This window comes from Thermomonas beijingensis (genome assembly GCF_020034655.1).
In the GTDB taxonomy this organism is placed as follows: Bacteria; Pseudomonadota; Gammaproteobacteria; order Xanthomonadales; family Xanthomonadaceae; genus Thermomonas; species Thermomonas beijingensis.
On record NZ_JAIQDJ010000005.1, the window covers coordinates 1 to 13,118 of the forward strand.

Genomic DNA, 13,118 nt, shown 5'->3' on the forward strand with positions numbered 1-13,118 from the left:
GCGGTGCTCCTGCACCATGCGAACAGCGCGCTCGCGAACTTCAGGGGAATACTTGTTTGATTTGTTCATGGCTCCATCTTCTCAGAGGTTGGAGCCTCCTCAAAACCCGGGGCGATTCAAAGCGCTCATCGAACAAGCGTGGGCCAAACGGCAACCGTTGGCTATACCCGGACGTGGTCGGGATGGAGGATTTGGGCGCGGATTGGCACCAGGAGGTGCGGGACTGCGTGAACCAGTATTCAGACAAGCGGACAAAGCTGTGGTCATTCGAGGCCAAGTTGCTGATCAACCGGTCGAACGTGCGCGAGTGCTTTTTCCAGGCAGTTTCCAACTCGTCGTGGGCGAACTTCGGCTATCTGGTCGCAGCGGAGATCGAGGGCCAGGACACGCTCAAGGAACTGCGAATGCTATTCGCTGCGCACGGCATCGGCCTGATCAAACTGGATGCGGACAACCCGGCAGAAAGTCAGGTCTTGATTCCGGCCCGTGAAAGGGATGAGATCGATTGGGATATGGCCAATCGACTGGCCACGGAGAATAGGGATTTCCTGGAGTATGTGAAGCTAGTGAAACAGTTCTATCAAACCGGCGAAGCACGGCTTGCCGATTGGGATGTGCCCAAGACAGAAGACTGATGCCTATTCGAGATGGCCGATGATGTCGAGGCGTTCATCGCCACGCTGAAATGAGCCCAGCCAAGCACCCGGTGAATCGTGGTGGGCGCAAGTCATCAATAGAGTGAAGCCATCGCATCCGAGTGCTTTGGCGTTGGCGAAGTCGGTGGTGTCGAACTTTGCCTCGCGCACCAGTGTCGTCGATATCGACTTCATTGCAGACTCGAACAGGTCGAGCAAGTAGTCTTGCAAATTTGCGCTGATGTTGCGGGAGGTCACTGCTCATCGTGAAAGAGCTGATGGGCCACAGCTCGATCAAGCAGACCGAGCGTTACGCCCATCTCGCGCCGTTGCAGGCGCACCAGGAAATCCTGCGGCTCTAGAGCCGCTCGTCGCCTTTCAGGAGGAGGCACTTGACCAGCCACACAGAATCAGCACAATGACCGTCCGGCCTGCGCTGTGGTGTCGACAATGATGTCGGCACGTAAGTCTTTGATTTAGCTCGCTTGGCTGTGCCACCAAGGATGGTGGCTCGGGACGGAATCGAACCGCCGACACGGGGATTTTCAATCCCCTGCTCTACCAACTGAGCTACCGAGCCATCGGTGTGAGCCGCGCATGATACGGGGTGAATGCCGTTTCGGCAAGCGGCCTGCGCAGTGAATTGCGCCGAATTTGGGCTGCCTGGCTAAGCCGGCGTTGGGCTTGGGGGGCGGATGATGTGGGCGTTGCCAAACAAGGAGGTGTGTCATGAAATCGCTGATTGTCTCGGGTTTGGTTTCGGTCCTGGTTGCGTTGGGGCTGGCCGGTTGTGCCGGCAATCGACTGAGTGATACCGATCGGCTGGCGTTATATCAGGCGCATGCCGGTGCGCCGGTGAAGCAGATCCGCTACATGGAACCGATCGGTTGGGATCGCATCGACGACCAGCATCTGGTGTTGCAGATGCGCCCGCAGGAAAGTTGGTTGTTGCGGCTGATGGCCCCTTGTTTGAACACGGGAAGTGGATCGCCATTTCTGGGCGTATCGTCCTTCAACGGAATGACGCTGACCCGGTTCGACAAAGTCGTGGTGCCGGGTGGCCACATCAGCTGCATGATCGATGAGATTCGCCCGCTGGATGTGAAGGCGCTACGTGCAGCCGAAACCATGCTGCGTGAGAAGCCTCACGCTTCCGGCACATAACCCGGCGGTTTGCCCGCATCGCCCTCAAACAAGTATTTCACCATCTGCGCCTCAAGAAAGGCACGGTGTTCTGGGTTCATCGGTGAGATGCGGTTTTCGTTGATCAGCATGGTCTGGTGCGCCAGCCAGCGTTGCCAGGCGGGTTTGCCCACCTGCTCGAACACGCGCTTGCCGGCCGCGCCTGGCCACGGCGGAAAGTCCAGGCCGTCGGTGTCGATGTTGTCCACCACGCAGTGCACTTTGCGGGTCATTGTGTTTGCTCCAGTAGTTTGCGCACGGGGGCGGGTAGCCCCAGCGTGTGAAGGTCAGCGCGATGGATCCAGCGCAGATCTGCATTATCGCCCACCGCGCAGCGCAGGCCGTTGACGGTGATCAGCTGCGGTTGGATACGCAGGCGGTAGTGGGAAAACCCGTGGATCAGGACGGGTAGTGCGCGGGCAGCACCGAAATCGCCGTCGATATGGCGTTGAAACCACACTTGCGCAGTTTCGTTATTTGCATGTTCCGGCAGCGACCACAGCGCGGCCCAAATGCCTGCCGGTGGACGCCGTTGCAGCAGCACGCGGCCTTGTCCATCATCCAGAATCAGCATGTGCGCGTCACGCTGTGGCAGGGTTTTGCCGGGTTTGGGCGTGGGCAATGCGTTGCTGCGGCCATCGCGCCATGCAACGCACAGCATTTGCAGTGGGCACTGCGGGCAGGCGGGATTGTGGCGGGTGCACAAGGTGGCACCGAAATCCATTTGCGCTTGCGTCCAATCGGCCTGTCGCGCATCCGGCAGCAGTGATTCGGCCAGCGTCCACAACTGTTTTTCGATGGCCGGTGTGCCCGGCCAGCCTTCGATCCCGAACACCCGGCACAGCACGCGTTTGACATTGCCATCCAGAATTGGCGCCGGCGTATTCCATGCCTGCGACAAGATCGCACCGGCGGTGCTGCGGCCAATGCCGGGTAGTGCGATGAGTGCGGCAAGCTCGTGCGGCAGATCACCGTTGTGATGTTCCACGCACAGTTTTGCCGCCGCGTGCAGGTTGCGTGCACGTGCGTAGTAGCCCAGCCCCGACCACAATGCCAACACCTTGTCCTGCCGAGCATTGGCCAGTGCGGGCAGGTTGGGCAGGGCATCGACGAAGCGCTGGAAATAAGCGGTAACCACGCTCACCTGCGTCTGTTGCAACATGATTTCGCTGAGCCAGACGCGGTACGGCGTGCGTGGATGTTGCCACGGCAAATCATGGCGACCGTACTGGTCAAACCACGCCAGCAGGCGGGTGGAAATGTCCTGGTTTGGAATCATGGTGAATGACTGATGTCCACTTCCACACCTTCCAGCACTGCGCCGCCGATATCGATACGCGGGGTGCTGAGCGTGCCGGTCAGTGGCGGCAGCGGTGAGCCGGTGTTGCCGGCATTCACCCAAGTCACAACGGCGGGTAGACGCAACTGCGCATCGAAGGTAGTGGCATCGCGACGTAGCGAAAGTGAGAGTGCATCGGTCAACCCCAGTGCACCGCGATAATCCAGCACGAACGGCAAGGCCGAGTGCGATGCCGATAGTGGCGCGGGCAGGGCGGGCCATTGCTGCGGCCATTGCGCCAGTTGCCCCTGCAGATGCAGGCGCAGGGTTTGCCCCAAGGTAAGGCTGCCGCGTGCTTGCGTGTTGGGGATTGGGCCGGCGCCGTGCAATACAAGTGTTGCCGGCACAAACCGCCAGCTGGCGCTATTGAAGGCCATTGGCCCGAACAGGCCTAGCCGGAATGGACGCTGGGTGCTGCCATTTTCGTAGCGCCCAGCAAGCCCGAGTTTGGCCGGTTGCAGCAAGGCCGAGTCCTTGCCGATGCGCAGTGGGCCGGCGAGAAAAATCTGCAGCGGCACGCGCCATTGCGCATCGGCCAGTGTCATGTGCCCGGCCCCGGCGATCCCGGCGCGCTGACCCTCCAGCAGGCGCTGCGGGGTTTGCAGACTGATCGCCAAATCCACGGGCAGACGCAGTGATGCCGCCCGGTAGCGGCCCTGTACATGCATGCGCAGCAGTTGCGTGGGGTGCAGGCTGGGGATGTGGATGGCGAGTTGGTCGATTTGCCAATCGTCATTGACGATGCGGGCATCGCGCAGTTGCACGCCGTGGGTGATGACTGGGATGCGGGTTTCCGACGGTGGTCGCGTGGCCAGCCAGCGTTGCAATGCCGGCAGGTTCAGTACGGGGGCATCCAGGGCGATGCGTTCGATGCGAAGGTCAGCGCCCATGCTGCGTAGTGTGCGCCACGGCAATGCGATGAAGACACGCTGGGCTCGCAGCAGTGCAGTGGGGTCATTGGGGCGCTGTGCCACGACACCGCGCAATTCCAAGCGTGGTGTATCACGCACACTGTAGTGAATGGATTGCGCGTGGAGTTCCAGATGCAGGGCTTGGCCCGCCTGCCGCAGCAGCAAGCGGCCTGCTCGCTCGGGTTGCAGCAACCACAGCGCCAGCAAGCAGGCGATGGCCAGAAACAGCGCCAGCCGTCGCAGCCGCCGCATGCGCGGAGGGGGTGCGACGGCCGGATTCATCCGCCGCCCAGTGCTTCGGGCAGCAGTGCATCCACGAAGGCTTCGGCATCAAATATGCGTAAATCTTCCGGGCGTTCACCAATGCCGGCATAGCGAATCGGGATGCCGAATTCCCGCGCCAATGCGAACACCACGCCGCCCTTGGCGGTGCCGTCGAGTTTGGTGACCACAAGGCCGGTCACCGGGATTTTTTCGTTGAACTTGCGCACTTGGTTGAGTGCGTTCTGGCCGGTGGTGCCGTCGATCACCATCAATACTTCATGCGGCGCTTCTGCATCGAGTTTGCGCAGCACACGCGCCACTTTGGCCAGTTCTTCCATCAGCCCGCCCTGGGTGTGCAGGCGACCAGCGGTATCGGCGATCAAGACTTCGGTGCCGCGCGACCTGGCTGCTTGCAGTGCATCGAATGCCACCGATGCGGCATCGGCATTCTGGCCTTGCGCAACCACCGCCACGCCATTGCGTTCGCCCCAGGCTTGCAATTGCGCAACGGCAGCCGCACGGAAGGTGTCGCCAGCGGCCAGCATCAGGCTGCGGCCTTCATCCTTGTAGCGGCGTGCCAATTTGCCAATCGTGGTGGTTTTGCCAACCCCGTTGACGCCGATGGTGAGCAGGACGAAAGGTTTTTTCGACGCATCAATCTGCAAGGGAATGGCCACCGGCCGCAGCAGCGCGATCAAATCCATGCGCAATGCGTGTAGGAGCGCATTGGCATCGGTAAATTCGCGCCCTTTCATGCGTTTGCGCAGGGATTCCACCAATTGCGTACTGGCGGTCACGCCTACATCGGCGGTGAGCAGCGCGGTTTCGATTTCATCCAGCAACGCGTCGTCCAGTTTCGGGTTGCGCGAAAACAGACCGCTGAAGCTGCGTGCAAAGGCGCTACCGCGCAGGCGTTCGCGCCAGCTTGGCTTGCCTGCGGGCGCGGCGAGAGTGGCAGCGGGCAGGTGCACGGATGCAGGTTCGGGCGCGGGGTCAGGCAGCGCCGCAGGCGCAGCATCGACAGGGGGGTCAAGGGCGACCACGGCAGCGGGGGGCTGGGCCGCGTCCGGCGTGGGCGTTTGCGCGTCGGGTTGCTTGCGGCGGAACCAGCTGACCATGAAGCCGTCGAATATCGGAAAATGGCGGCCATGGTAGCACCGAGCCCCCCGAGTCCTTGATGAACAAGCGTAGTGACAAACCCGCGGCAGCCCGGCCCGGCACGGTGCGGATTATCGGTGGGCAATGGCGCGGGACGCGCCTGTTGGTGCCCGACCGACCGGGCCTGCGGCCCACGTCTGACCGCGTGCGTGAGACGCTGTTCAATTGGCTGATGCCGGCGCTGCCGGGTGCGCGGGTGCTGGACTTGTTTGCCGGCAGCGGCGCACTGGGGCTGGAAGCGGCGTCGCGCGGAGCGGCAGCGGTGCAATTGGTGGAATCCGACCCGCCGTTGGCCAGCGCGCTCAGCGACGCCGTGCAGCGCTTGCAGGCCGGTGATCGGGTGGCGGTGCAGCGCGCGGATGCGCTGGCGTTTTTGCGCAGCCATAGTGAAGCGCGCTTTGATATCGCTTTCGTCGATCCGCCGTTCGCGGCGGGCTTGTGGCCGGCTGTGCTGGAGCTGTTGCCGGCGTGCATGGCGGCAACAGCGTGGTTGTATCTGGAATCGCCAACGGACATCACCCCGCATTTGCCGCCGGAATGGGCACTGCATCGCGAAAACCATACCCGCGACGTGCGCTATGCCCTGTATCGGCGCGCTACAATCGAGCAATCACTGGATCGCGGAAACGCATCAACGATATGAGCGTGGCAACGCGCATTGCGGTTTATCCCGGCACCTTCGATCCGATCACCAATGGTCATCTGGATCTGGTGAACCGTGCCGCCCCTTTATTCGAAACCCTGATCGTGGGGGTGGCGGCCAGTCCCTCCAAAGGGCCGGCGCTGCCGTTGCCGCTGCGCGTGCAATTGGCGCAACAAGCGTTGGCGCACCATGCCAATGTGGAGGTACGCGGTTTCGATTCACTGCTGGCGCATTTTGTGCGCGATATCGGTGCTGGCGTGCTGCTGCGCGGCCTGCGTGCGGTATCGGATTTCGAATACGAATTCCAGATGGCCAGCATGAACCGCCACCTGATCCCGGAGGTTGAAACCCTGTTTCTGACCCCGGCCGAACAATACGGTTTTATTTCATCGTCGCTGGTCCGCGAAATTTCGCGGCTGGGTGGCGATGTGTCCGGCTTCGTGCCCACTGCGGTAGTGGTGGCGCTTGAAGCACATCGTCGAGGCAGCCTGTCATGACAGGTGCATGGCCTCGCGTTTTTTGTTGCTGTCTCTGCAGGGGAACCCCATGAACATGTTGATCCGTTTGCTTGTTGTCGCTTGTCTTGTGTTGCCATTTGCCGCATGCAAGAAGGCGGAAGCGCCGAAGGTTGAAGCGCAAGCCGCCATTCCGTTGCCTACCAGCAGCGAACAAAAAGATTGGAAACCCTATCTGGAATACAAGCTCACCCCGCATATGGGTGGCATTACCAGCTCGCCGTTTGTGTACTTTCTGCCCAAGAGTGATGTCGAAGATTTTGCCGGCAAGTATCAGCGCCAGTTGGAAAAGCTGGAGGGTGATCTGGGGCGCGGCATTATCGAAGGCAATATGTTGGTGTTTGCTTCGCCTGACTCCGAGAAAGAGGTGGAAATGATCGAAGCTGCGTTCAAATCGGTTCCGGCTGGCAGCATGAAAGGCGTGAAGGTGATTTTCATCGGTACCGGCGTCCTGGGTGAGCGGGTCAAGGCTGCGGTAGAGCCGGCCGGCGTCAACTACATCTTCGAAGAAGCCAAGTGAGTCTTGCTTGCGTGGCCGCCACAATGCGGCCACGCAGTTGCGTATTGGTCATTCCTGCGCAGTGGGCTTGTGCGGGAACTGGCGGATTGCCGCGATGTCGCTGAAAATCAACGAACTGTGCATAAATTGTGATGTGTGCGAGCCGGTTTGCCCGAACAAGGCAATCTCCATGGGGCCAGACATCTACGTGATCGAAGCGGATCTTTGCACTGAGTGCGTGGGCCATTTCGACGAACCACAATGTGTCTCGGTATGTCCAGTTGAATGTATCGACCCTGATCCCGATCATCCGGAATCGCAGGAACAGCTGTTAGCCAAACTGGCGCAGCTGCAGGCTGAGGGAGCTGCACCATGAAGAAAATTGCGTCTATTTGCCTGCTGTCATTGGTGCCGATGCTTGCGCTGGCGCAGTCCAATCCAGTGCCCGCACATCCGCCCGGTGCAGCTATCGCATCAGCACATGCACTGGCCACGCAAGCGGGCATCGATGTCATCAAGCAAGGTGGCAATGCATTTGATGCGGCAGTGGCGGTATCGGCCACGTTGTCGGTGGTCGAGCCGATTAGCTCGGGGCTGGGCGGCGGTGGTTTGTGGTTATTGCACGATGCCAAATCCGGGCGCGATGTGTTTGTGGATGGTCGTGAAACTTCACCAGCAGCAGCCACGCCGGACAAGTTCCTCGACAAGAATGGCAACCTGGATCCCAATCGTGCGCAAACCGGGCCGTGGTCGGCGGGGATTCCAGGCTTGCCGGCCATGCTGGTGCATGTGGCTGAAAAATACGGCAAATTGCCGCTGGAAAAATCACTGGCCCCGGCAATCGGCATCGCCCGCAACGGGTTTCCGGTGTATGCACGGATGGCCGGTGGCTATCAGGTCAAGCGTGCAGAAATGGATCGCTATCCCGGCACGCGAGCGGTTTTTTCGCCAGCAGGCAAACCCATTAAACTAGGCGATATTTTCCGCCAGCCGGATCTTGCCAAAACGTTGGAGCGCTTAGGCAAACAAGGCTTTGACGGGTTTTACCGTGGCCCGGTGGCCAGCAAGCTGGTCGCTGGCGTCAATGCACAAGGCGGTCAGTGGAGTTTGAACGAGTTGGCCAGCTATCGGGTGAAAGAACGCGACCCGATCCGCTTCCGCTACCACGAGTGGGATGTCACCACTGCACCGCCGGTGTCATCCGGTGGCATCGCCTTGGCCGAGATGCTGCAAATTTTGGCACCCTATGACTTGAAGGCACTGCCCGAAGCAGAGCGCGTGCATTTGGTGGTGGAGTCGATGCGGCGTGCGTATCGCGACCGCACTTTCTATCTGGGTGATCCGGATTTCGTGAAAGTGCCACAAAAATTGCTCACCAGTACCGACTACGCCGCCGGTCTGCGCGCCACCATCCATCCGGACAAAGCCACCCCCAGCAATTTGCTATCGGGTGCGCCGACACCGCTGGAAGACGAAGAAACCACGCATTTTTCGATTATCGATGCCGATGGCAACCGGGTAGCGGCCACCCAAACCGTCAACCTGCTGTATGGCTCGGGTCTGATCCCGCCCGGTACTGGCGTGCTGCTGAACGATGAAATGGATGATTTTGCGCTCAAGCCCGGCACTCCCAATGCATTCGGGGTGATGGGTTATGAAGCCAACGCTCCCAAGCCCGGCAAGCGCATGCTTAGCTCGATGACGCCCACCTTCATGGAGTCGAAAGACACAGTAGCCGTGCTGGGGACACCCGGCGGCAGCCGCATCATTACCATGGTGCTGTTGGGTATTCTGGGCTACGACCAAGGCCTGAATGCGCAGCAAGTTGCTGCATTGCCGCGCTATCACCACCAATGGTTGCCGGATGCGATTGATGCCGAGCCCAACGCCATTTCCGCAGCGGCGGCCAAGCAGCTGCAAGCCATGGGGCATACGGTTGAGCTGCCGCCCGATGCGGCCGAAGGCGGGCGCGGCTCCAGCCATGTCTGGGGCAATCTGCAAACCGTGGAATGGGATCGTCGCAGCAATACATTGCAAGGCGGCAGTGATCCGCGGGCCCCGGAAGGCAAGGCCATGGTATTGCCGCAGCCGTAAGGCCTGCGGCGTACACTTGCGCCATGAAACTTTGGTCTGTTCTCGGTAATTCGCAAAAGCTCGATGGTGGCGCGATGTTCGGCAACGCGCCGCGTGCACTGTGGGAACGCTGGGTGGCAGTGGATGCGCAAAACCGCATTGATCTAGCCTGCCGCGCATTGCTGGCCTCACCACTGAATGGCAAAACGGTGTTGTTTGAAACCGGCATCGGCGCGTTTTTCCCGCCGCAATTGCGTGAACGCTATGGGGTACTGGAAACCCGGCACGTATTGCTCGAATCATTGGTGCAGGCTGGTTTCCAGCATGAGGATATCGACGTGGTGGTGCTTTCGCACCTGCATTTCGATCACGCCGGTGGCCTGCTGGCGCCGTGGGTGGACGGGCGCGCACCCGAATTGCTGTTTCCCAACGCCACCTTCGTGATTGGTAAAGCACATTGGCAGCGCGCACTGCATCCGCACCCACGCGATCGTGCCAGCTTCATTCCGGAATTGCCGGCGTTGTTGCAAGCCAGTGGCCGGTTGGAGTTGGTGGACGGTGATTATTCGCAGGCGCTGGGTCAAGCAGTGCGCTTCCATCACAGTGATGGGCATACCCCCGGGCTGATGTTGGCCGAGATTGCGGGTGCCCAACGTGATGACGGCGTGGCGCAGGGCGGCGTGGTGTTCTGCGCCGATTTGATCCCCGGCCGGCCGTGGGTGCACGTGCCGATCACGATGGGCTACGACCGCTGTGCGGAAACCTTGATCGACGAGAAACGCGCATTCTTGCAGGACATGCAGGCGCGCAATGTGCAGTTGTTTTTCACCCACGATGCCGCTTGTGCGATGGCGCAAGTGGTGTGCGATGACAAAGGGCGGTTTGCCGCCGCACACGAGCAGGCGGAGTTGCTGGGGTGGGAGCTGGGGTGAAAACAAACAGGTGAAACCGAACGATTCGCCTGCTCACGAATCAGCTCAGCCTGGGTCTAGAACATCCTCACTGCGCGCCGCCACCACCGCCGTCGCGGTCATGTCGCCTGTCACGTTGCCGACCGTGGCCAGCACGTCGGGGATGGCGTCCACCGCCATCAGTACCGGCAACGCAGCGATCGGTAGGCCCATCGCGGAGGTGATGGGCAGGTTGGTGGCCAGGAAGATGGCTTGGCCGGGCAGGCCCACCGAGCCCATGCTGACCAGCACGCTGAGCGCCACGCCGGTGGCCAATTGCGCGGGGCTGAGGTGAACACCGAGTGCCCATGCAATGAAGCAGGCGGTGGCGATGTATTGGATGGGAGAGGTGATGCGAAACAGCGATACCGCCATCGGCAGGACCAACCCGGAAATACGCGCCGGGATGCCAAGCCGGTTTTGCGCGCTGTCCAGCATCGCCGGCAGGGTGGCCAGTGACGATTGCGTACTGGCGGCCACTGCTTGCACCGGCACCAAGCCACCCATGAAGTGACTGAAGTTGCGTTTTCCAACGGTGACGGCCACGGCGATCAGCAGCACCACGGCCAGTACATACAGCGCGCACTCCAGCACGATGTAGATACCCAGCGCCTGCAACATGCCAAGGCCTGCGCGTGCGGTTAGCGCCAGTACCAGCGCGAAGATCCCCACCGGTGCGGCCCACAGCACCCAGTGCACGATCACGATCATGGCGTCACTGATCGCTTTGAGCAGGCCCACCACCTGTGCGCGTGGGGCAGCCTCCAGCTTGGTCAGGGCGAAGCCGAAAAACAGCGCAAACGTCACCAGTGGCAGCATTGCAGACGCGGCCGCCGCCGCAATTGCATTGCTGGGCACGATGGCGGTGAGTGCGTTGGCCCAGCCGCCTGCCGGCGCGGTGATGGCGTCGGCGTGGCCGCGCAATGCGGCGGCAACGGCGGGATCTGGTTGCAGCATCGACAGTGCCAACGGAGCCAACAGCGCGGCCATCGCGGCGGCGGCGGTGAGCAGGATTACAAAGCTGGCAATGGCGTGCTTGGCCACACGACCGGAATGCGCGGCATCGCTGGCTTGATTGATGCCTACCACTACCAGCGCAAAGACCAGAGGCACCACGGTCATCTGCAGCGCGTTGAGCCACAACTTGCCGAATGGCTCAACAATCGCGGCAATCTGCAAGCCCGTGTCCGGTGCTTGCCACGCCAGCACGATGCCAAGGGCAATGCCGGCAATCAGGCCGGTCAGGACGCGTGCGGTTTGGCTCACAGGGCTACCTCGGGCAGGTTCCAGTCGTGTTTCAGCGCGGTGTACTGTGTATTTGGCAGCAGCACGAACACGGGTTTGCGGCGCGCATCCAGCCACGCCAGCAGCGCGTCCATGCTGGCCGGTGCCATTGCGGTGCAGCCGGCGGTGGTTTCACCGGGGGCTTTCCATAAGTGGGCGAAAATGCAGCTGCCGCCTTGCTTTGCTACGCCACCTTCGTTGTGTTCGATCACGAAGCCTTCGCGATAGCGCTGGTCGCCATCGGCATGCAGATCGCGCCGCATCGGCTCGCTGGATTCATCCAGATGCGGAGCTTTCACCAGACTGCGGTCGATGATCCGGTTGTAGTAGTTCGATGCCGGCACGTCGATGCACCAGTCATTGGTGGTCATCGCTTGATAGGGCAGGCCAGTGGTTGCGGTGGCGGCATAGCCAAACGCGGTACCGATGGCGAACACGCCGGCCGGCGCTTTGCCATCGCCTTCCTGCTTGATCGGGCCATCGCGGCGTTGCGCATTCAAACCGATACCCCACGCGCTGCCGGTGCGGCCCAGCATGACCGGCACCGCATCGCCCACTTGCACCCAATGGCCGTGGTTGCGATCGAAGCGGCGCAGCTGGCCACCGGTTGCATTCCAGTCGGTAGCGGTTACCAATACGAGTTGCTGGGCATTGGCCCAGCGGTTTGCATTGGAAACGGCGGGGAAGTGCGTGCAGGCGGCGAGTGACAGTGCAAGCAGCGCCGAGGCAGTGCGGTGGATTGGCATCATTGGGCTACCAGGCAGCAGAAGGGGACGGAGGCTATCAAGCACACTTGATTGCCTCCGTCCCCTTTTGGCGTTCTAGGGTTTCTTGCAGACGCGCGCGGCGCGCGGCATCGGTTTCGTACAGACGGATGAACAGCCGATCCAGTAGATGCTGCAGCGCCGAGTGATACAGCAGGCGTTCGATTTGCGGGCGCTCGTCGTGCGCGGCCACTAGCAGCGTCTGGTCAGCCAGTGCGCGCAAGGCGTTGGCGCTGTGGCGGGTCACCGTAATCACTTTGCCGCGTTGCGCGCGCATGTGTTGTGCCAGTTGGCACAGTGCCGGTTGCAGGCCGTGTTCGGAAAACGCCAGCAGCACATCGTTTGGTTTTGCCGCGGACAGGCTGGCGGTCATGTGTGCGGCATCGAAATTGTGCACAGTCAGAATGCCCAGCTGCGCAAGCCGGAGCGCCAGCGCGCGCGCGTGCAGGTCATCTTCGCCCATGCCGACGATAAATACGGTGCCGGCGTGGCCCAGTGTCTCCGCCACGGCGGTGAGCGTGCCGGGTGGGTTGATCAAGCGGGTAGCTTCTTCAGCCTCGGATTTGCGCAGCCACAAGTCATAGCCTTGCGCAGCCACTGCCGGTGTGCCCTCCGGCAGCAGTGGTGTGCCGCCGTTGCTGTCGGCGCGGATCACTGCTTCGCTGATGGCCAGTTTGAGATCGGGGTAGCCCTTGAAGCCCAGTTTCTGGCAGAACTTGACCACGCTGGATTGGCTGATGCCCAGCGCATTGGCCAACTGCTGCGAGCTGTAGTCGCGCAGCAGGTGGGCGTTTTCCAAAATGAAATCGGCGATGCGGCGCTCGATCGCCGACATGCGATCGCGCTCGGAACGCAGAATGACCAGCGCCGTGCTCATGCGCGAAGTTTCATGCGAGCAGCC

The 13,118-nt window shown here is 61.3% G+C and carries 15 protein-coding genes, 1 tRNA gene and 1 pseudogene; 8 read left to right on the forward strand and 9 right to left on the reverse strand.

What is annotated here, in order from left to right; translation table 11 throughout:
* A pseudogene (locus K7B09_RS09385) lies at nt 1-635 on the forward strand (hypothetical protein); the annotation flags it as partial.
* Nucleotides 636-638: 3 nt separating this feature from the next.
* On the opposite strand, the gene K7B09_RS09390 reads toward K7B09_RS09385, so the two are convergent.
* Both K7B09_RS09390 and K7B09_RS09395 read right to left on the reverse strand, forming a co-directional pair.
* Nucleotides 639-893, reverse strand: a complete 255-nt coding sequence (locus K7B09_RS09390; protein WP_223629203.1) for a hypothetical protein — start codon at nt 891-893, stop codon at nt 639-641.
* 246 nt (nt 894-1,139) lie between these two features.
* Nucleotides 1,140-1,215, reverse strand: a tRNA-Phe gene (locus K7B09_RS09395).
* Between the two features lie 149 nt (nt 1,216-1,364).
* Here K7B09_RS09395 and K7B09_RS09400 point away from each other — a divergent pair.
* Nucleotides 1,365-1,799: a DUF6491 family protein gene (locus K7B09_RS09400; RefSeq protein WP_223629204.1), complete on the forward strand. Its 435-nt coding sequence runs from the start codon at nt 1,365-1,367 to the stop codon at nt 1,797-1,799.
* On the opposite strand, the gene K7B09_RS09405 is transcribed toward K7B09_RS09400, so the two are convergent.
* From K7B09_RS09405 to ftsY, 4 genes are read right to left on the reverse strand one after another with little or no spacing between them, the layout of a single operon-like run.
* Complete coding sequence (locus K7B09_RS09405; RefSeq protein WP_223629205.1) at nt 1,781-2,050, reverse strand: oxidative damage protection protein; 270 nt, start codon at nt 2,048-2,050, stop codon at nt 1,781-1,783. The genes K7B09_RS09400 and K7B09_RS09405 overlap by 19 nt on opposite strands.
* Nucleotides 2,047-3,096: an A/G-specific adenine glycosylase gene (mutY, locus tag K7B09_RS09410; protein ID WP_223629206.1), complete on the reverse strand. Its 1,050-nt coding sequence runs from the start codon at nt 3,094-3,096 to the stop codon at nt 2,047-2,049. The genes K7B09_RS09405 and mutY overlap by 4 nt, the downstream gene beginning before the upstream one ends.
* Nucleotides 3,093-4,319, reverse strand: coding sequence for an AsmA family protein (locus K7B09_RS09415; protein WP_223629207.1), 1,227 nt, complete (start codon nt 4,317-4,319; stop codon nt 3,093-3,095). The genes mutY and K7B09_RS09415 overlap by 4 nt, the downstream gene beginning before the upstream one ends.
* Nucleotides 4,320-4,345: 26 nt before the next feature.
* Nucleotides 4,346-5,449 carry a signal recognition particle-docking protein FtsY gene (gene ftsY / locus K7B09_RS09420; RefSeq protein WP_223629208.1) on the reverse strand — a complete coding sequence of 368 codons (1,104 nt, stop codon included), beginning with the start codon at nt 5,447-5,449 and terminating at the stop codon, nt 4,346-4,348.
* Between the two features lie 59 nt (nt 5,450-5,508).
* Between ftsY and rsmD the strand changes: the two genes are divergently transcribed.
* From rsmD to K7B09_RS09450, 6 genes are all read left to right on the forward strand, one after another.
* Nucleotides 5,509-6,132, forward strand: coding sequence for a 16S rRNA (guanine(966)-N(2))-methyltransferase RsmD (gene rsmD / locus K7B09_RS09425; RefSeq protein ID WP_223629209.1), 624 nt, complete (start codon nt 5,509-5,511; stop codon nt 6,130-6,132).
* Nucleotides 6,129-6,629, forward strand: coding sequence for a pantetheine-phosphate adenylyltransferase (gene coaD / locus K7B09_RS09430; RefSeq protein WP_223629210.1), 501 nt, complete (start codon nt 6,129-6,131; stop codon nt 6,627-6,629). Before rsmD ends, coaD begins: the two co-directional genes overlap by 4 nt.
* Nucleotides 6,630-6,678: 49 nt before the next feature.
* Entirely contained in the window at nt 6,679-7,167 is a 489-nt protein-coding gene (locus tag K7B09_RS09435; protein WP_223629211.1) for a hypothetical protein, read from the forward strand.
* 94 nt (nt 7,168-7,261) lie between these two features.
* Nucleotides 7,262-7,522, forward strand: coding sequence for a YfhL family 4Fe-4S dicluster ferredoxin (locus K7B09_RS09440; RefSeq protein ID WP_223629212.1), 261 nt, complete (start codon nt 7,262-7,264; stop codon nt 7,520-7,522).
* A gap of 38 nt (nt 7,523-7,560) precedes the next feature.
* Nucleotides 7,561-9,240 carry a gamma-glutamyltransferase gene (ggt, locus tag K7B09_RS09445; protein ID WP_223629339.1) on the forward strand — a complete coding sequence of 560 codons (1,680 nt, stop codon included), beginning with the start codon at nt 7,561-7,563 and terminating at the stop codon, nt 9,238-9,240.
* 23 nt (nt 9,241-9,263) lie between these two features.
* Nucleotides 9,264-10,151 (forward strand): MBL fold metallo-hydrolase, encoded by an 888-nt coding sequence (locus tag K7B09_RS09450; protein WP_223629213.1) that lies wholly within the window; start codon nt 9,264-9,266, stop codon nt 10,149-10,151.
* A gap of 45 nt (nt 10,152-10,196) precedes the next feature.
* Here the strand turns inward: K7B09_RS09450 and K7B09_RS09455 are convergent, their stop codons facing one another.
* The 3 genes from K7B09_RS09455 to K7B09_RS09465 are packed head-to-tail and all read right to left on the reverse strand — an operon-like array spanning nt 10,197 to nt 13,094.
* Complete coding sequence (locus K7B09_RS09455) at nt 10,197-11,435, reverse strand: dicarboxylate/amino acid:cation symporter (protein ID WP_223629214.1); 1,239 nt, start codon at nt 11,433-11,435, stop codon at nt 10,197-10,199.
* Nucleotides 11,432-12,202 (reverse strand): L,D-transpeptidase family protein, encoded by a 771-nt coding sequence (locus tag K7B09_RS09460; RefSeq protein ID WP_223629215.1) that lies wholly within the window; start codon nt 12,200-12,202, stop codon nt 11,432-11,434. Before K7B09_RS09460 ends, K7B09_RS09455 begins: the two co-directional genes overlap by 4 nt.
* Nucleotides 12,203-12,236: 34 nt before the next feature.
* Nucleotides 12,237-13,094 carry a MurR/RpiR family transcriptional regulator gene (locus tag K7B09_RS09465; RefSeq protein WP_223629216.1) on the reverse strand — a complete coding sequence of 286 codons (858 nt, stop codon included), beginning with the start codon at nt 13,092-13,094 and terminating at the stop codon, nt 12,237-12,239.
* Nucleotides 13,095-13,118: the final 24 nt, after the last annotated feature.

Bases quoted from the DNA above. Each gene is read 5' to 3' on its own strand.
- K7B09_RS09400 (WP_223629204.1), top strand. From the start codon at position 1,365: ATGAAATCGCTGATTGTCTCGGGTTTGGTTTCGGTCCTGGTTGCGTTG.
- K7B09_RS09405 (WP_223629205.1), bottom strand. From the start codon at position 2,050: ATGACCCGCAAAGTGCACTGCGTGGTGGACAACATCGACACCGACGGC.
- mutY (WP_223629206.1), bottom strand. From the start codon at position 3,096: ATGATTCCAAACCAGGACATTTCCACCCGCCTGCTGGCGTGGTTTGAC.
- K7B09_RS09415 (WP_223629207.1), bottom strand. From the start codon at position 4,319: ATGCGGCGGCTGCGACGGCTGGCGCTGTTTCTGGCCATCGCCTGCTTG.
- ftsY (WP_223629208.1), bottom strand. From the start codon at position 5,449: ATGGTCAGCTGGTTCCGCCGCAAGCAACCCGACGCGCAAACGCCCACG.
- rsmD (WP_223629209.1), top strand. From the start codon at position 5,509: ATGAACAAGCGTAGTGACAAACCCGCGGCAGCCCGGCCCGGCACGGTG.
- coaD (WP_223629210.1), top strand. From the start codon at position 6,129: ATGAGCGTGGCAACGCGCATTGCGGTTTATCCCGGCACCTTCGATCCG.
- K7B09_RS09435 (WP_223629211.1), top strand. From the start codon at position 6,679: ATGAACATGTTGATCCGTTTGCTTGTTGTCGCTTGTCTTGTGTTGCCA.
- K7B09_RS09440 (WP_223629212.1), top strand. From the start codon at position 7,262: ATGTCGCTGAAAATCAACGAACTGTGCATAAATTGTGATGTGTGCGAG.
- ggt (WP_223629339.1), top strand. From the start codon at position 7,561: ATGCTTGCGCTGGCGCAGTCCAATCCAGTGCCCGCACATCCGCCCGGT.
- K7B09_RS09450 (WP_223629213.1), top strand. From the start codon at position 9,264: ATGAAACTTTGGTCTGTTCTCGGTAATTCGCAAAAGCTCGATGGTGGC.
- K7B09_RS09460 (WP_223629215.1), bottom strand. From the start codon at position 12,202: ATGATGCCAATCCACCGCACTGCCTCGGCGCTGCTTGCACTGTCACTC.
- K7B09_RS09465 (WP_223629216.1), bottom strand. From the start codon at position 13,094: ATGAGCACGGCGCTGGTCATTCTGCGTTCCGAGCGCGATCGCATGTCG.